The sequence below is a fragment of the Oerskovia enterophila genome (genome assembly GCF_001692445.1).
Lineage (GTDB): Bacteria > Actinomycetota > Actinomycetes > Actinomycetales > Cellulomonadaceae > Oerskovia > Oerskovia enterophila.
This window is the reverse complement of the sequence record NZ_MAQA01000014.1, coordinates 61,583-77,846: the sequence shown is the minus strand read 5'-3', so window position 1 is coordinate 77,846 and position 16,264 is coordinate 61,583. Positions and strand designations below refer to the sequence as shown.

At 74.5% G+C, this 16,264-nt stretch carries 14 protein-coding genes; 3 read left to right on the top strand and 11 right to left on the bottom strand.

Annotated elements, in window-relative coordinates; all coding sequences use genetic code 11:
• Nucleotides 1–32: 32 nt before the first annotated feature.
• From OERS_RS07800 to OERS_RS07790, 3 genes are all read right to left on the bottom strand, one after another.
• Nucleotides 33–866 (bottom strand): nitrilase-related carbon-nitrogen hydrolase, encoded by an 834-nt coding sequence (locus tag OERS_RS07800; RefSeq protein WP_056650364.1) that lies wholly within the window; start codon nt 864–866, stop codon nt 33–35.
• 101 nt (nt 867–967) lie between these two features.
• Entirely contained in the window at nt 968–2,338 is a 1,371-nt protein-coding gene (locus OERS_RS07795; RefSeq protein ID WP_068625364.1) for an aspartate aminotransferase family protein, read from the bottom strand.
• A gap of 82 nt (nt 2,339–2,420) precedes the next feature.
• The gene (locus tag OERS_RS07790) at nt 2,421–3,959 is read right to left on the bottom strand and encodes a CoA-acylating methylmalonate-semialdehyde dehydrogenase (RefSeq protein WP_068625346.1); all 1,539 of its coding nucleotides are present in this window, start codon (nt 3,957–3,959) and stop codon (nt 2,421–2,423) included.
• A 187-nt stretch (nt 3,960–4,146) separates the two neighbouring features.
• Here OERS_RS07790 and OERS_RS07780 point away from each other — a divergent pair, with 187 nt between their 5' ends.
• Complete coding sequence (locus OERS_RS07780) at nt 4,147–6,786, top strand: endonuclease/exonuclease/phosphatase family protein (protein ID WP_139107747.1); 2,640 nt, start codon at nt 4,147–4,149, stop codon at nt 6,784–6,786.
• 112 nt (nt 6,787–6,898) lie between these two features.
• Here OERS_RS07780 and OERS_RS07775 read toward each other — a convergent pair whose 3' ends face one another.
• Nucleotides 6,899–8,350 carry an NAD(P)H-quinone dehydrogenase gene (locus tag OERS_RS07775; RefSeq protein WP_056763291.1) on the bottom strand — a complete coding sequence of 484 codons (1,452 nt, stop codon included), beginning with the start codon at nt 8,348–8,350 and terminating at the stop codon, nt 6,899–6,901.
• Between the two features lie 110 nt (nt 8,351–8,460).
• On the opposite strand from OERS_RS07775, the gene OERS_RS07770 reads away from it, so the two are divergent.
• Together OERS_RS07770 and OERS_RS07765 are read left to right on the top strand one after the other, a co-directional pair.
• Nucleotides 8,461–9,300, top strand: a complete 840-nt coding sequence (locus OERS_RS07770) for a purine-nucleoside phosphorylase (RefSeq protein WP_056650348.1) — start codon at nt 8,461–8,463, stop codon at nt 9,298–9,300.
• Between the two features lies 1 nt (nt 9,301).
• Entirely contained in the window at nt 9,302–11,128 is a 1,827-nt protein-coding gene (locus tag OERS_RS07765) for a phospho-sugar mutase (protein WP_083201305.1), read from the top strand.
• A 90-nt stretch (nt 11,129–11,218) separates the two neighbouring features.
• Here the strand turns inward: OERS_RS07765 and OERS_RS07760 are convergent, their stop codons facing one another.
• From OERS_RS07760 to OERS_RS07730, 7 genes are all read right to left on the bottom strand, one after another.
• Nucleotides 11,219–12,031, bottom strand: coding sequence for a siderophore-interacting protein (locus OERS_RS07760; RefSeq protein ID WP_068625344.1), 813 nt, complete (start codon nt 12,029–12,031; stop codon nt 11,219–11,221).
• Between the two features lie 117 nt (nt 12,032–12,148).
• Entirely contained in the window at nt 12,149–12,856 is a 708-nt protein-coding gene (deoC, locus tag OERS_RS07755) for a deoxyribose-phosphate aldolase (RefSeq protein WP_056763287.1), read from the bottom strand.
• Complete coding sequence (locus OERS_RS07750) at nt 12,853–13,965, bottom strand: adenosine deaminase (protein ID WP_056763285.1); 1,113 nt, start codon at nt 13,963–13,965, stop codon at nt 12,853–12,855. The genes deoC and OERS_RS07750 overlap by 4 nt, the downstream gene beginning before the upstream one ends.
• A gap of 88 nt (nt 13,966–14,053) precedes the next feature.
• The gene (locus tag OERS_RS21065) at nt 14,054–14,326 is read right to left on the bottom strand and encodes a hypothetical protein (RefSeq protein ID WP_068625343.1); all 273 of its coding nucleotides are present in this window, start codon (nt 14,324–14,326) and stop codon (nt 14,054–14,056) included.
• A 30-nt stretch (nt 14,327–14,356) separates the two neighbouring features.
• Nucleotides 14,357–15,460 carry a hypothetical protein gene (locus OERS_RS07740; protein WP_068625342.1) on the bottom strand — a complete coding sequence of 368 codons (1,104 nt, stop codon included), beginning with the start codon at nt 15,458–15,460 and terminating at the stop codon, nt 14,357–14,359.
• A 58-nt stretch (nt 15,461–15,518) separates the two neighbouring features.
• Entirely contained in the window at nt 15,519–15,833 is a 315-nt protein-coding gene (locus OERS_RS21725; RefSeq protein WP_056650332.1) for a DUF202 domain-containing protein, read from the bottom strand.
• Nucleotides 15,830–16,264: a YidH family protein gene (locus tag OERS_RS07730; protein ID WP_068625341.1), complete on the bottom strand. Its 435-nt coding sequence runs from the start codon at nt 16,262–16,264 to the stop codon at nt 15,830–15,832. Before OERS_RS07730 ends, OERS_RS21725 begins: the two co-directional genes overlap by 4 nt.

Below are 16,264 nucleotides of genomic sequence, written 5' to 3'. Positions count from 1 at the left end.
AGCTGACGAAGTGCCTGCTCGGGTCCGTCGGCTCAGGGCGCCGTCAGCGGGCCGTACGCGTCCGGGCGGCGGTCGCGGTAGAACTGCCAGCGGTTGCGGACCTCGGTCAGCAGGTCGAGGTCAAGGTCGCGGACCACGAGCTCCTCCTCGTAGGCGTCTGCCGTCTCCCCCACGAACGCTCCCTCGGGGCTCACGAAGTAGCTCGTGCCGTAGAAGTCGTTCGACCCGAGCTCCTCGAACCCGACCCGGTTGATGGCCCCGACGTAGTACTCGTTGGCCACGGCCGCCGCAGGCTGCTCGAGCTTCCACAGGTAGTTCGACAGGCCGCGGCTCGTGGCGCTCGGGTTGAACACGACGGTCGCCCCGGCCAGGCCCAGGGCCCGCCACCCCTCGGGGAAGTGCCGGTCGTAGCAGATGTAGACCCCGATCCGCCCGACCGCGGTGTCGAAGACGGGGTAGCCGAGGTTCCCGGGGCGGAAGTAGAACTTCTCCCAGAACCCGGGCAGGTGCGGGATGTGGGTCTTGCGGTACTTGCCCAGGTAGCTCCCGTCGGCGTCGATCACGGCCGCGGTGTTGTAGAGGATCCCGGGCTGCTCGAGCTCGTACACGGGCAGGACGATCACGATGCCCAGCTCCCGGGCGAGGGCCGCGAAACGCTCGGTCGTGGGGCCCGGAACCGGCTCGGCGTAGGAGTAGAACGCGGCGTCCTCGACCTGGGGGAAGTAGGGAGCGTTGAACACCTCCTGGAAGCAGATGACCTTCGCCCCCTGGTCTGCGGCCAGGCGCGTGAACGTCTCGTGGGCCGCGAGCATGGACTCCTGGTCACCGGTCCAGCGGACCTGGGTGAGGGCGGCTCGCACGATCATGGGTTCTCCTCGGGTCGGTGTGGCTGCTGGGTCGGCGGGTCTCCTGCGGAGGGCGGACCGGCTGGTCCGGCCGGGCCCACCGCCTCGGAGGGCGGGTGCGGTCAGGTGGGCGAGGGGTCGACGACGTACCGGTCGGCGACGTCGAGAGCGGCGTCGATCACGTCGAGGCCGTGCTCGAGGTCCTCGACCGACGTCACGAGCGGTGGGGCAAGGTGCAGCCGGTTGACCTGGGGGAAGGGCCAGACGCCGCCCGCCGTCACGGCCGCGACGACCTGCGCCATGGGCGCGTTCTGGGCAGCCGTCCCCTGGAAGGGCACGAGGCGCTCGCGCGTGGCGGGGTCGCGGACGAGCTCGATCGCCCACAGGAACCCGAGCCCGCGCACCTCCCCCACGCTCGGGTGGCGGGCTGCCATGTCACGCAGGCGCGCGCCGATCACCTTCTCGCCCAGCGTGCGGACGCGGTCGAGGATCCCCTGCTCCTCGAAGACCCGGATGCTCGCGACTCCCGGCGCGCACGCGAGCGGGTGCCCCGAGTAGGTCAGGCCGCCGGGGAACGCAGCATGGTCGAAGCTCGCGGCCACGCGCTCGGAGATGATGACGCCGCCGAGCGGCACGTACCCGGAGTTCACTCCCTTGGCGAAGACCACGAGGTCCGGCACCACCCCCCAGCGGTCGACCGCGAACCACTCGCCCACGCGACCGAACCCGACCATGACCTCGTCGGCGACGTACAGGATGCCGTGCTCGTCGCACAGCTCGCGGACGCCCGCGAGGTAGCCGTCGGGCGGGACGAGCACCCCGTTGGTCCCCACGACCGTCTCGAGCAGGATCGCCGCGATCGTCGCGGGGCCCTCGAGCTCGACGACCTCGCGCAGGTGACGCAGCGCTGCCACGCGCTCCTCGGCGTCGTCGGCGGCGCCGAACGCCGAGCGGTAGGTGTAGGGCCCGAAGAAGTGCCGCACGCCCGGGTCCACCTCGTTCGGCCAGCGGCGAGGGTCCCCCGTGGCCGTCACGGCCGTGCCGGTGTTCCCGTGGTAAGAGCGGTAGGCCGCCAGGACCTTCTGACGCCCCGTGTGGCGACGTGCGAGCCGCACGGCGTTCTCGACCGCGTCGGCGCCGCCGTTGGTGAAGAAGACCCGGGTCAGCCCGCCGTCGGCGCCTCCCGGCGCGCGCTCGACGACGAGCCGCGCGAGCTCGCTGCGGACCGGGTTCGCGAACGACGGCGCGACCGTCGCGAGACGCCCGGCCTGCTCCTGGATCGCGCCCACGAGCGCGGGGTGCTGGTGCCCGAGGTTGAGGTTGATCAGCTGTGACGCGAAGTCCAGGTAGCGGCGCCCGTCCGTGTCCCAGAACCAGGCCCCCTCGCCGCCCGCGATGGTCACGGGGTGGATCAGCTCCTGGGCCGACCACGAGTAGAAGACGTGGGCGTCCTCGCGGTCGCGCCGCCCCGTGCCCGTCACCTCGTCCGTCATGCGCCGGTCCTCCGTCCGGTCGTCGGCCCGCTCCCCGCGCTGGGTCGCGCGGTCACGTGCCCTCACCTGTGCTCACGGGTCGTCACCTGTTGCGGGGGAAGCCGAGGTCGATCGTGCTCGTCGCCGGGTCGGGCCAGCGCGACGTCACGACCTTGGTCCGTGTCGAGAAGTGGATGGCCTCGGGTCCGTAGATGTGCGAGTCGCCGAACAGCGAGCCCTTCCAGCCCCCGAACGAGTAGTAGCCGACGGGCACCGGGATGGGCACGTTGATCCCGATCATCCCGGCCTGCGCCTCGACCTCGAAGCGTCGGGCCGCGCCTCCGTCGCGCGTGAAGATCGCCGCCCCGTTGCCGTAGGGGTTCTCGTTGACGAGGCGCAGCGCGTCGTCGAACGTCCGGACGCGGACGACCGAGAGCACGGGGCCGAACACCTCCTCGCGGTACACGGTGTGCTCGGGCAGCACGTGGTCGACCAGGCTGGGTCGCAGGAAGAACCCGCCGCTCACGTCCACGCCGTCGGCCCCGGGGGCCACGGGCGGCCCCGCGCGTCCGTCCACGACGAGGCTCGCGCCCTCCTCGAGCGCGCTCTGCACGCGCGCCGCGACGCGGTCGCGGTGCTCGGCCGTGATGAGCGGCCCCATCTGCGAGGTGGGGTCGTTCCCCGGCCCGACGACGAGCCCCTCCACGCGCGTCCGGATCGCCTCGACCAGCCGGTCGCCGATCTCACCGACCGCGACCACGACCGAGATCGCCATGCACCGCTCGCCCGCGGACCCGTACCCCGCCGAGACCGCCGCGTCCGCTGCGGCGTCGAGCTCGGCGTCGGGCAGGACGACGAGGTGGTTCTTCGCCCCGCCCAGGGCCTGGACCCTCTTGCCGTGGCGCGTGCCCGTCTCGTAGACGTGCCGCGCGACGGGCGTCGAGCCGACGAAGCTGACCGCAGCGACGTCGGGGTGCTCCAGGAGCCGGTCGACCGCGACCCGGTCGCCCTGCACCACGTTGACGACGCCGTCCGGCAGCCCCGCCTGCGCGAGCAGGCGCACGAGCAGCAGGGAGACCGAGGGGTCTCGCTCGCTGGGCTTGAGGACGAACGTGTTGCCGCACGCGATGGCCGTCGGGATCATCCACAGGGGCACCATGGCCGGGAAGTTGAACGGCGTGATGCCCGCCATGACGCCCAGCGGCTGCTTGACCTCGTGGACGTCCACGCCCGTCGCGACCTGCTGGCTGAACCCGCCCTTGAGCAGGTGCGGGATACCTGCCGCGAACTCGACGTTCTCGAGCGCGCGCGAGACCTCGCCCTCGGCATCGCTCACGACCTTGCCGTGCTCGGCCGAGACCAGGTGCGCGATCTCGTCGCGGTGCGAGCGCAGGAGCTCGTGGAACGCGAAGAGGATCTCGACACGCCGGGACAGGCCCGTCGAGGCCCAGCCCGGGAAGGCCGCGAGCGCCACGGCGACGGCCCGGTCGACGTCGTCCACGGAGGCCAGCGCGACGTGCGCCGTGACGTGTCCCGTGGCGGGGTCGTGGACCGGGCCGAACCTCTCGGCCTCTCGCACGGGTCGGCCCCCGACGACGTGGCCGACCACCCCGGCAGGCGGGGCGGGGACGGTGCTCGTCATGCTGGCCTCCCTCCCGGGCGTGGCTCGGTGAGCGGTGGCCCGGGTCGTCGACGACTGCTTCTCAGTGTGGCACGATCGCCCTGATTCTGTGATCCGGATCACAGTACGGCCGTGGGAGGGGGTGAGCGACCTGTGAACGTCGCGCGTCCCCCGCCGCGGCGTCAGCGGCCCCTAGTACCGTCGGGCCGTGACCGACGACCACCGCACCCGTACCGACCTCCCGGACGACCCGCCGGCCTCGGCCGCTCTCCCTGCCACGGACGCACCGCGGGACGCGCCCTCGACACCCGCGACCCGGGCCGAACGTCGCGCCGCCCAGCGCGCCGCAGAGCTCGCGGACCTGGCCCGGCGGTCGGACAGCACGGTGCACCGCGTCCCCACGCACACCGCGGCGATCGGCCAGGTCGCGCCGGCGCCCTCGCCCGACCCCGCGGCACCGGAGGCCGACGCGCGCTTCGCGCCGTCCCCGTCGAACCCGCCGGCACGGTCGCGTGCACGGTCGAGCGCAGGTCCGGCAACGGCATCGGCTGCGGCGTCGGCTGCGGCCGTGCCGGCGGCGCCCGCGTCGCCGACAGCCCCCTCGGCCACCCCGGACCCGGTCGACGACGCCTCGCGCACGCCCTCGACGGAGACCGCCGGTGACGAGCCTCCCTCCTCGGCGGGCCCCGCGACCTCGGGCACCGCACCGCACACGACGCGCCGCCAGATCGCGCACGCCGCACGCCGGGTCGCGAGCCTCGGACGCGGCAACGCGGCGAGGCTGCTGCTCCTCACGGTGGTGACCGCGCTCGCGGTCGAGATGATCCGGGCGAGCGGGCCCCTGCTGGACCACGCGTTCACCTCGGGGGTCGTCACGGCCGCGGTCACGGCACTGGTCACCTACGCCGCGCCGGCCCTCGCCGTGACCATCGTCGCGGCCCGTCTGCCCGTGAACGGGCGCGTCGTCGTGGGCGCCGTGGTCGCGCTCGTGGTCTGGCGCCTGGGCCTGCAAGGACTCGGGATCGCGGCCGCCTCGGGCTCCTGGCTCGGCACGGCCCGCTACGGGCTCGGGCTCGGGGGCGCCGCGCTCGCGGTCGCGACCGTCGTCCTGGTCGCCGGGTTCGCGAGCGGCACCCGGCCTCATCCCGCGACCGAGCTCGACGCTGGCCGTGCGGGCCCGCGCCCGGCGAACGGCCGGATGGTCGCGATGGGCATGGGCCTCGGGGTCCTCGGCGCGGCCGGGGTCAGCCTGCTGCACGGCACGTGGGACGCGTACTGGCGCACCGACCTGCTCGGCTGGGTCGCGCCGGTCGTCCTGGGCGGCGTGGCCGTGGTCGCGGCCTGGCTCTTGCGTCGCGACCCCGCCACCCCGGGCTCGCGCGGCCTGTGGGTGCTCGGGCCCTACCTCGCGCTGGGCGTCATGGTCTTCGGCAACCCCGCGTTCGTCGCGTCGCAGACCGGCCTCTCGCTGCCCGTGGCCGGTGGAGCGGTCGCCGTCACGGCCCTGGTCGTCGGGCTGCTCCCGCTCTGGGGCGTCGCCGGGACGAGCACCCCCGCCGCTCGCACCCTGGCGTCGACGGGCCGCTGGGTCTCGCTCGTGCTGCTGCCCGCGTTCACCGCGGTGCTGTTCCTGGTGCCCGGGCGCACGCAGGACGTCTCGTCGCCGCTCGGCTGGGCGCTGCTGGTGTGCGTCGTGGGACTCGCCGCGACCGCGACCGACGCGGTCCGACACGCCCTGACCCGACCCGCCCACGAGCTCGGGTGGGCCCGCCTCGCCGGGGCGAGCACCGCCGTCGGGCTGGGCCTGATCCTGCCGCTGCTCGTCTACCAGCTCGACTACGACGTCCCTCTGCCCGTGCCCAACGCGACCGTCCCGGTCGCCGTCGCGGTCGTGCTCGCGGTCGCGGGCCTGCGCCGCGCACGCGGCGGTCCGGCCGACCTGCCCGAGGCAGCCGGCACAGCCGCGGGCGCCGCAGCCGACGCGGCCCACGCGCCCGCACCGGGGCTGCGCATCTCCCTGCCGGTCACCGCGGCCGTCGCGGCCCTGGCCGCCGCCGGTGCGGTGCTCGTCTCGACGAGCGCGACCCCCGTCGCGGTCGGCGACCGCGAGCAGCGCCTCACGGTGCTCGACTGGAACCTGCACTACGGCGTGAGCGCGACGCCGTCGGTCGACCTCGACGAGGTCGTCGCGATCGTCCGCGACTCGGGCGCCCAGGTCGTGACGCTCCAGGAGGTCTCCCGCGGCTGGGTGCTCGGGGGCGGAGTGGACATGGCGTCCTACCTCGCCCGCGAGACGGGGCTGGAGGTCGAGTTCGTGGGTGCGGCCGACCGCCAGTTCGGCAACGCGATCCTGTGGAACCCCGACGTGGTCGCGGCGAGCGACGTCGCGCGCCTCGCCCTGCCGCTGGGCGCCGGTCCGCAGAACCGCTCGACCGTCTCGGCCACGTTCACGCCCGTGGACGGCGACACCTCGTGGCCCGACGGCGTCCGGGTGACCTCGGTGCATCTGCAGCACCGCGAGGCGAACACCCCGACGCGCCTCGACCAGCTCGGCACGCTGTTCGCGGCCGAGCCCGTGGCGGGCCCGTACCTGCTCGCGGGAGACCTCAACGCCGAGCCCGGCTGGGAGGAGATCGAGCTCGTCGAGTCCCACGGTCTCGTCAGCGGGCAGGACGACGTCGGGGACCCCGGCGACCTGACCTCGCCCGCGGACGCGCCCGCCTACAGGATCGACTGGGTGTTCGGCGCGGGGCTGGAGTTCCAGCGCGTCACGGTGCTCGACGTCGCCTGGTCCGACCACCGCCCGCTCGTCGCGGTGGTCCGGCCGAGCGGCACGGAGCAGGAGTAGGAGGCGGACGGGCCGCAGCCGTCACGGCCGCGGCCCGTCCCCGTCGCACGCGACGACCAGGTGCCCGACGGCGCCGCACGCCCTGGGCGTGCGGCGCCGCTCGCGTGGTGGCTCAGTCCTCGCGGTGGTGGAGCATGCGGGCGACCTCGGCGATGGACCCGCTCAGCGACGGGTAGACCGTGAAGGCCTCGGCCACGTCGTCGACCGTGAGGCGGTGCGCGACAGCGAGGGTGATCGGGAAGACGAGCTCGCTGGCCCGCGGCGCCACGACCACGCCGCCGAGCACGACGCCGGCCTCGGGGTGCGCGAACAGCTTGACGAACCCGTCGCGCATGCCGAGCATCTTGGCGCGCGGGTTGCGGGCCAGGGGCAGCGTCGTGGTCACGTACTTGGAGCCCTGCTCCTTGAGCTTCTCCTCGCTGTACCCGACGGTCGCGATCTCGGGAGCCGTGAAGATGTTCGCCGCGACCGTGCGCAGCTTGATGGGGCTCACGGCGTCACCCAGGGCGTGCGACATGGCGACACGGCCCTGCATCGCGGCGACCGACGCGAGCGGCAGGATGCCCGTGCAGTCGCCGGCCGCGTAGATGCCGCGCACCGACGTGCGCGAGACCTTGTCGACCTGGACGTGGCCGCTCGGCGTGAGACGCACCCCCGCCTCCTCGAGCCCGATCCCCTGCGTCGAGGGGATGGACCCGACCGCGAGCAGGACGTGGGTTCCCTGGACGACCCGGCCGTCGGCGAGCGTGACCTCGACCCCGTCCTCGGTGCGCACGGCGGCCTCGGCCCGCGAGCGCGACATGACCGTCATGCCCCGCGAGCGGAAGACGCCCTCGATGAGCTCGGCGGCGTCGGCGTCCTCGCCCGGCAGGACGCGGTCGCGGCTCGAGACGAGCACGACGTCCGAGCCGAGGGCGTTGTACGCCCCCGCGAACTCGGCGCCCGTGACGCCCGAGCCGACGACGATCAGGCGCTCGGGGAGCTCCTTGAGGTTGTAGAGCTGGGTCCACGTGAGGATGCGCTCGCCGTCCGGGACGGCGGTCGGCAGCACGCGCGGCGTCGCGCCGAGCGCGAGCAGGATGACGTCCGCGTCGAGCGTGACGGGCGACTCGTCCGCGTCCGCGGGCGTCACCTGCACGCGCGTGGGCCCGTCGAGGCGGCCCTCGCCGAGGAGCACGCGCACGCCCTCGCGCTCGAGGCGCGCGTGGATGTCGGCAGACTGGGCGGCCGCGAGCGCCATGACACGGGTGTTGACGGCGTCGAGGTCCACCATGTGCCGGCGCATGGCCGGGTGCGCCGCCTTGACGGTGTCGACCGGCAGGCGGATGCCGAGGTCTGCCGCGCGGTCCGCGATGGTCATCCAGTCGGCGGTCGCGATGAGGGTCTTGGAGGGGACGACGTCGGTGAGCACCGCGGCTCCCCCGAGCCCCTGGCGCTCGACCACCGTGACGTCCGCGCCGAGCCGACGGGCGACGAGAGCCGCCTCGTAGCCTCCGGGACCACCGCCCACGATCACGATACGGCTGGCCTGCAGGTCACTGTTCTCGTTCGTCACGGGTGCCATTGTGTCAGGAAGTCCGAGGTCACCGTGTCAGCATGCGGACAGATCGGTCACCCGGTCCCCGGGTGGGTCTTCGGCGGGGCGCGAGGCCCAAGAACGGCTAGCCTCGTCCTATGACGACGACCTTGTCTCTCGACGACCCCACCACCGACCCGTTCCTCGTGGCCCGCGCCGCTGCCGACCACATCGCCCACGCCACCGGGATCGAGGGGCACGACGTGGCCCTCGTGCTCGGGTCCGGCTGGGGCGGGGCTGCCGAGCTCCTGGGCGACGTCGTCGCGGAGATCCCCACGAACGAGATCCCCGGCTTCTCCAAGCCTGCCGTCGCCGGGCACGTGGGCACGACCCGCTCGATCCGGATCGAGCGCGCCGACGGCTCGGTCCGCCACGCGCTCGTGCTCGGGTCGCGCACGCACCTGTACGAGGGCAAGGGCGTGCGCCACGTCGTCCACGGCGTGCGGACCGCTGCCGCGACCGGCGCGCAGACCGTCATCCTGACCAACGGCTGCGGTGGCCTGAACCTGGACCACGGGCCGGGCACCCCGGTCCTCATCCGTGACCACATCAACCTCACCGCGACCTCGCCCCTCGAGGGGGCCACGTTCGTCGACCTCACGGACCTGTACTCCCCGCGCCTGCGGGACCTGGCCAGGTCGGTCGACGGCTCGCTGGGCGAGGGCGTCTACGCGCAGTTCCCCGGCCCGCACTACGAGACCCCGGCCGAGGTCCGCATGGCCGGGATCCTGGGCGCGGACCTGGTGGGCATGTCGACCACTCTCGAGGCCATCGCCGCACGGCACGCGGGCCTCGAGGTGCTGGGCATCTCGCTCGTGACCAACCTCGCCGCCGGGATCAGCCCCACGCCGCTCTCGCACGGCGAGGTCATCGAGGCCGGCCAGGCTGCCGGTCCCCGGATCAGCTCCCTGCTCGCCCAGATCGCGAAGTTGGTGTGAGATGACGAACCCCGAGCCCCTGGCCAACGAGGTCGACGACCCCGGGTACGAGGCCGGCGCCGGCCACGCGGCCTTCCTCGCGCAGGTCGAGGCCTGGATCGAGGCGGATCCCGAGCCGGCCGACCAGCTCGAGCTGCGCACGCTGCTCGCGGAGGCCGACTCCCCCGACCCGCGCGACCACGAGGTGCGTGCACGGGCCCGCGCCGAGCTCCGCGACCGCTTCTCCGGGACGCTGCAGTTCGGCACGGCCGGCCTGCGCGGCGAGATGGCGGCCGGCCCGAACCGCATGAACCGTGCGGTGGTCATCCGCGCCGCCGCGGGTCTCGCATCGTTCCTGCGCGACGCGCTGCCCGGCCAGACCCCGCGGGTCGTGATCGGCTACGACGCCCGCCACCACTCGCACACGTTCGCGCAGGACAGCGCCGCGGTCTTCACCGCCGCCGGGGTCGAGGCGTCGATCCTCCCGTCGGCCCTCCCCACGCCTGTGCTCGCCTACGCCGTGCGCCACCTGGGCGCCGACGCGGGCGTCATGGTGACCGCGAGCCACAACCCTCCGCGGGACAACGGCTACAAGGTCTACCTGGGTGGGCGGGTCGTGACCGACTCGGGCCAGGGCGCCCAGATCGTGCCCCCGTACGACGCCGAGATCGCGGCGGCGATCCACCGCGCCCCCGTGGCGGCACGGGTCCCGCGGGCGACCGACGGCTGGACGGTCCTCGGTCGCGACCTGGCGCTCGGCTACGTCGAGTCCGTGGGCCGCCTGTCCGACGGCGCGGCGCGCGACCTGCGCATCGTCGCGACCCCGCTGCACGGCGTGGGCGGGGCGGTCGTCAACCGGGTCCTCGAGAACGCGGGCTTCACCGACGTCATCAGCGTCGCCGAGCAGTTCGAGGCGAACCCCCTGTTCCCGACCGTGGCCTTCCCCAACCCGGAGGAGCCCGGCGCGATCGACCTCGCGCTCGCCTACGCGCAGGACGCCAAGGCGGACCTGGTGATCGCGAACGACCCGGACGCCGACCGGTGCGCGCTGGCCGTCTACGACCCGCGCGTCGGGACCTACCAGGGCGCCGAGACCGCGCGCTCGAACGGGTGGCGCATGCTGCACGGCGACGAGGTGGGTTCGCTCCTCGGCGAGGAGATCGGCAAGCGGGCGGAACGGCTGCGCACCGCCCCCGGCACGCAGTTCTTCGCGAGCTCGATCGTGTCCTCGCGGCTGCTGCGCAAGATCGCCGAGAGCCACGGCCTGGGCTACTCCTCGACGCTCACGGGGTTCAAGTGGATCTCGCGCGTCGACGGCCTGGTCTACGGCTACGAGGAGGCGCTCGGCTACTGCGTGGACCCGCAGAACGTGCGCGACAAGGACGGCATCAGCGCTGCGCTGCTGCTCGCACAGCTCGCCAACCGGCTCAAGGCCGAGGGGCGCACGCTCGTCGACGCGCTCGACGACCTGGCGCGCACGCACGGCCTGCACGTGACCGACCAGCTCTCGGCCCGGTTCACGGACCTGGACCAGATCACGGCGGCCATGTCACGGCTGCGCGCAGCCCCTCCCCGGACGCTCGCGGGTTCGGGCGTGAGCGAGGTCGTCGACCTGTCGGACGGTCTCGACGGCCTGCCCCCGACCGACGGCGTGCGGCTGCTGTCCGCGGACGGGACCCGGGTCATCGTGCGCCCCAGCGGCACGGAGCCCAAGGTCAAGTGCTACCTCGAGGTCATCGTCCCGGTCGCACCCGACGCGAGCTACGACGACCTCACGGCCGCCCGCGCGTTCGCACGGACCCGGCTCGACCACGTCCGCCGCGACGTCGCGGCGGCGCTCGGGATCTGACCCGTCCCTCCCGCGCCCGCCTCGGGCCGCCGCGCAGTCCCCGTCCAGGGACGCGCGGCGGCCCGAGGCGTGCGGGCAGAAGTCCGCGGATCAGGACCGCAGCGCGGGCTCCTCGTCGCGCGCCACGGCGGCCTTCCAGTCGGCCTTCTCGGCGCGCCAGCCCTCCTCGGTGCGCCCGCGGCGCCAGTAGCCCGACGCCGAGAGCGACGTCACGGGCACCTGCCGCTCGAGGCGGACGTGGCGGCGCAGCGTCCGCACGAACCCGGCGTCGCCGTGCAGGAAGACCTGGGGCGTCCCGGGCAGGAACGTGAGGCTCTCGACGGCCTCGACGAGCGCCTCGCCGGGCGCACGGTCGGGGTGCTCGTCGCGGCGGACCCACCGCAGGTCGAGCGCTCCGGGCGAGGTGAGGGGCTGCTCCTCGTCCGCGGAGGCGACCTCGACGACCGCGAGGACGGGCACGCCGTCGGGAACTGCCTCGAGGGCCGCGGCGATCGCGGGCAGCGCGCTCTCGTCGCCCACCAGCAGGTGCCAGTCCGCGGTGCCCGACGGCGCGTAGTCGCCTCCCGGACCGAAGAAGGAGATCGGGTCGCCCACCCGTGCGGCGGACGCCCAGGGGCCTGCGAGCCCCTCGTCGCCGTGCGCGACGAAGTCGATGGCCAGCTCGCGCGCCGCGGGGTCCCACGAGCGGATCGTGTACGTGCGCATCGGGACGCGCCCCTCCGGCCCGGCCGCCTCGGGGAAGAGCAGCTTGACGTAGCGGTCGGTGTACGGGCCGGCGTCGAACCCGTCGAGCCCGTCCCCGCCGAGGACGACGCGGATCATGTGCGGCGTGAGCCGCTCGGTGCGCACCACCACGGCGTGGGTCGCGACGCGCTCGGGCCTGCGGGGGGTGGGGTCGGTCATACGGTCCTCCAGGGTGCGCTCCGCCGGTGATGGCGAAGTGAGGCTAGCCTAACCCTGGACGTGCCGAGGGGTAGCCGCCCGTCCAGGCTCGGCCACCCCTCGGTCGTGACGAACGGGTCAGTAGCCCGAAGAACCGCCCTCGGCGGGCTCGATCCCGTCGAAGCCCGCGAGCACGGCCGCGGTCCCGGAAAGGCCCAGGCGCGTCGCGCCGTGCTCGATCATCGCGAGAGCGTCGGCGAGCGTGCGCACGCCGCCCGAGGCCTTGACCCCGAGCCGGCCGCCCACGGTCTCCGCCATGATGGACACCGCGTGCGTCGAGGCGCCACCGGCCGGGTGGAAGCCCGTCGAGGTCTTGACGAAGTCGGCACCCGCGGCCTCCGAGGCGCGGCACGCCTCGACGATCTCGTGGTCCGTCAGTGCCGCGGACTCGATGATGACCTTGAGGACCTTGGGGGCCGGGACGGCGGCCCGCACGGCCGCGATGTCCGCCTGGACGTACGCCCAGTCCCCCGCCTTGGCCGCGCCCAGGTCGATGACCATGTCGACCTCGTCCGCGCCGTCCGCGATCGAGCGGGCCGCCTCGGCGGCCTTGACCTCGCTGTGGTGGGTGCCCGACGGGAACCCGCACACGGTCGCGATCTTCAGGCCCTTGCCGTCGAGCGGCAGGACCGAGGGCGAGACGCACACCGAGTAGACGCCGAGCGCCACGCCCTCGTCGACGAGCGCCTCGAAGTCCGCGCGGGTCGCCTCGGGCTTGAGGAGGGTGTGGTCGACGAACTGCGCGAGGGACGCGCGGTCCAGGGGGGACGTGCCTGCGGTGCTCACAGCTGTGCTCCTTGGATCTCCTGGTAGCCGGGGAGGATGACGTCGTCGATGAGCGCGCGGCGCTCGTCGTGGTGGATGAAGGCGCTCCACGCGGCCGTGGCCGTCACGTCGTAGAGGTCCTCGAGCGTCCAGCCGGCCTGCTCGACGAGCAGCGTCATCTCGTGGGTCATGGACGTGCGCGACATGAGGCGGTTGTCCGTGTTGAGCGTGACCGCGAAGTCGAGCTCCTTGAGGCGCGTGATGGGGTGCGTCGCGATCGAGCCCGCCGCACCGGTCTGCAGGTTCGAGACGGGGCACAGCTCGAGCGGGATCTGGTGGTCGCGGACCCAGTGGGCGAACTGCCCCAGGGCCGCGGTGCCGTGGCTCTCGTCGAACGAGATGTCCTCGATGAGGCGCACGCCGTGGCCCACGCGCGAGGCCTGGCCCAGGTGGACCGCCTCGGCGATCGACGTGACGCCCGACGCCTCGCCCGCGTGGATCGTCACGGGGAAGTTCTCGTCGGCCAGGTACTGCCACACGTCGGGGAAGCGCGAGGGCGGGAAGCCGTCCTCGGCCCCGGCGATGTCGAACCCGACGACGCCGTTGCCCCGGTTGGCGACCGCGAGCTCGGCGATCTCCTGCCAGCGGTCGGCGTGCCGCATCGCGGTCACGAGCTGGCCCACGCGGATGGTGCGCCCCTGGGCCGCGGCGAGGGCAACGCCCTCCTCGAGCCCGGCCTGGACCGCGTCCACGGTGTCCTGCAGGCTCAGGCCGCGCTGCACGTGCTGCTCGGGGGCCCAGCGCTGCTCGGCGTAGACGACGCCGTCCGCGGCCAGGTCGAGGACGGACTCGCGGGCGACGCGCGCGAGGGCCTCGGGCGTCTGCATGACGGCGATGGTGTGGTCGAAGGTCTCGAGGTAGCGCACGAGCGAGCCCGAGTCGGCCGACTCGACGAACCAGGTGCCCAGCGCGTCCGGCTCGGTCGCGGGCAGGTCGTGCCCGATCGCGGCGGCCAGCTCGATGATCGTCGCGGGGCGCAGCCCGCCGTCGAGGTGGTCGTGGAGGACGACCTTGGGGAGCGCGGCGATCGCCGCGACGGTCTCGCTCACTGAGGAGGGTGTGGAGGTCATGCGCTCACGCTACCGGGCACGGGACGGGTGCACCCGACGTCCGCCCCGCCGGGCAGGTCACGGCTGCGTCACGGGCGGTCATGCGGTCTCACGCGCCGTCGCCGCCGACAGCGCCCGGGACGTCCGCATCCTCGTCCCCGCCCTCGCCGACCGGGACCACAGCAGCCTGCTCGACGACGTCGGCCTCGGCGGCCTCACCGTCCAGGTCGGGCCGCGGGGTCCCCGGGGTGTAGTCCTCGGCGTCCTCGGGCGAGGGCGGCGGGTCGCCCTGCGACTCCTCCTCGACCAGGTTCGTGGGGACGTCGTCGGGGGTGACCAGCCCGGCGTCTCGCCAGGCCTCCGCTCCGGGCACGGTGCTCATGGGGGTGCTCCTCTCGCCGTCCCTCCATCGTCACCCGACCCGGCGCGACCCGCCAGCCCGTCCGGCGGGCAGGACCGCCCAGGTCACGTGCGGCCAGCCCCCGAGCGCGCGGCGCACGGCCTTGCTCGGCTCCCCCGCGACGCGGGTGCCCGCCAGGAGGTCCGCGACCCGCACGCGGTGCAGCGCCCCGGACGACGGCTCGTACACCGAGCACCAGCGCCCCCCGTGCGCCTGCGTCCCGTCGTCCCCTCCCGCCTCGGCCTGAGGACCGCTCACCCCGGCCAGGAGCACGACGTGCCGCGGCACCGCGGTGGACCACCCGGTCCCGACGTCGCCGCCCGTGTACAGCGGGACCGGCACGCCCGCGGCCACGGACCGCAGCGCGCTCGCGAGCACCGGGTCCCCTGGGCCACCGCCCGCGACGATCCGGTGCGTGAAGCGCACGTCCGCGTAGCGGGCGTCGCGTGCGGCCGTCCAGGGCGGCGTCCCGAGCCTGCCGGGCCACGGGAAGGGGCCGAGCGCGGCCCGCGTCGTGCGCGCCTTGAGGAGGCGCTGGAGCGCCTGGAACCGGCCCGACGACGTCTCGAGCTCCCGGGCGGTCGCGTCCACCTGGCCCTCGCTCACGACGTGCTCGCAGGCCCCTCGCGAGACGTCCGTCCCGGCGACGAGCCACAACGAGACCACCGGGTCCCCCGCCGCGGCCAGGACGGCCAGCACCGCGGACCCGCACGTCGTCTCGTCGACCTGGACCGCGCGGGCCCGGCCCAGCACGAGCGGTTCGGGGAAGCGCAGGTCCGGGCGCCCCGGGGCCGACCCCTGCCCCTGACCGACCGGCCGCCCGGCCGTCAGGTCGGGGTTGCCCGCGAGGTCACGGCGCTGGTCGGGCGCGACGGAGCGGCGACGCAGCGGGTCGAGCACGTGCTCGCGCTCCCACGGGCGCAGCGACTCGAGCACCGTGACGAGCCGGTCGGCGACCTGCCCGGGATGCCCCGCACGCAGGGCGGCCCGACGGGCCGAGGAGGCTGCGCCGTCGGGCAGGGCATAGCGCCCCGACGGAGGCGGCAGGGGCAACGGACCCCGGCCCGCGCCCGCTGCGCGCAGGACCCGGGTGAGCTGGAGGTCGGCGAGGATCATCCGGACAGCCTGCCATCCTTCGCACCCCCCGAGCGCCTCGCTCCTCGCACCGCCGCCCTCAGAGCAGCCGGACGAGCGCGCTCGCCGCGCCCAGCAGGCCCAGGACGCCCACGAGCGCGGCGACCCGGACCAGGAAACCCCACGACCTCAGACGGCCGTCCCGGGGCAGACCGCCCGACGGCGGCCGGAGGACCGCGGGCACGAGCGTCGCGACCGCGAGCGTCCCCGCGCACGCCGCGAGGACCGGCTGTCCCGCGCGCAGACCGGCCACCGCGAGCAGGATCGCGCCGATCACGACCGCGAGGACCGTGCGCTGCCAGGCCAGGGCCGTGCGCTCTGGCTGGAGCCCCGGGTCCCGGGTCGGCGGCGTCACCGCCGCCAGACCTCGGTGACCGCGTACCCGGCCACGAGCAGCGCGAGCACGACGACGCCCGCGACGAGCACGGGCAGACCGGTCGGGGACGGCAGCGGGTCGCCCCGGCGGATCGCCCGCTCGACGCGCTTCCAGGAGAGGAGCGCGTACCCTGCGAACCCGGCCCCCGCGAGGCAGGCCACCGCGGCGATCAGGTCGACGAACCCCGTGAGGTCCGCGAACGACGCGAACGACGTCAGCGCGACACCGCCCGCGACCAGTCCGAGCCCCGTGCGCACCCAGGCCAGCGCGGTGCGCTCGTTGGCCAGGCTGAAGCGGATGTCCGGCTCCTCGCCGACGCCGTAGACCGAACGGGGTCGGCGGTCGTCGGGCGGGGAGGCCTCCGGGTCGCGCGGTGCCGCGCCCCCCGAGGCCTCCCCCTCCGCCGTCAT

Coding starts and splice junctions, on each gene's coding strand:
- OERS_RS07800 (WP_056650364.1), bottom strand. CDS start 866: ATGATCGTGCGAGCCGCCCTCACCCAGGTCCGCTGGACCGGTGACCAG.
- OERS_RS07795 (WP_068625364.1), bottom strand. CDS start 2,338: ATGACGGACGAGGTGACGGGCACGGGGCGGCGCGACCGCGAGGACGCC.
- OERS_RS07790 (WP_068625346.1), bottom strand. CDS start 3,959: ATGACGAGCACCGTCCCCGCCCCGCCTGCCGGGGTGGTCGGCCACGTC.
- OERS_RS07775 (WP_056763291.1), bottom strand. CDS start 8,350: ATGGCACCCGTGACGAACGAGAACAGTGACCTGCAGGCCAGCCGTATC.
- OERS_RS07770 (WP_056650348.1), top strand. CDS start 8,461: ATGACGACGACCTTGTCTCTCGACGACCCCACCACCGACCCGTTCCTC.
- OERS_RS07765 (WP_083201305.1), top strand. CDS start 9,302: ATGACGAACCCCGAGCCCCTGGCCAACGAGGTCGACGACCCCGGGTAC.
- OERS_RS07760 (WP_068625344.1), bottom strand. CDS start 12,031: ATGACCGACCCCACCCCCCGCAGGCCCGAGCGCGTCGCGACCCACGCC.
- OERS_RS07750 (WP_056763285.1), bottom strand. CDS start 13,965: ATGACCTCCACACCCTCCTCAGTGAGCGAGACCGTCGCGGCGATCGCC.
- OERS_RS21065 (WP_068625343.1), bottom strand. CDS start 14,326: ATGAGCACCGTGCCCGGAGCGGAGGCCTGGCGAGACGCCGGGCTGGTC.
- OERS_RS07740 (WP_068625342.1), bottom strand. CDS start 15,460: ATGATCCTCGCCGACCTCCAGCTCACCCGGGTCCTGCGCGCAGCGGGC.
- OERS_RS07730 (WP_068625341.1), bottom strand. CDS start 16,264: ATGACGGCGGAGGGGGAGGCCTCGGGGGGCGCGGCACCGCGCGACCCG.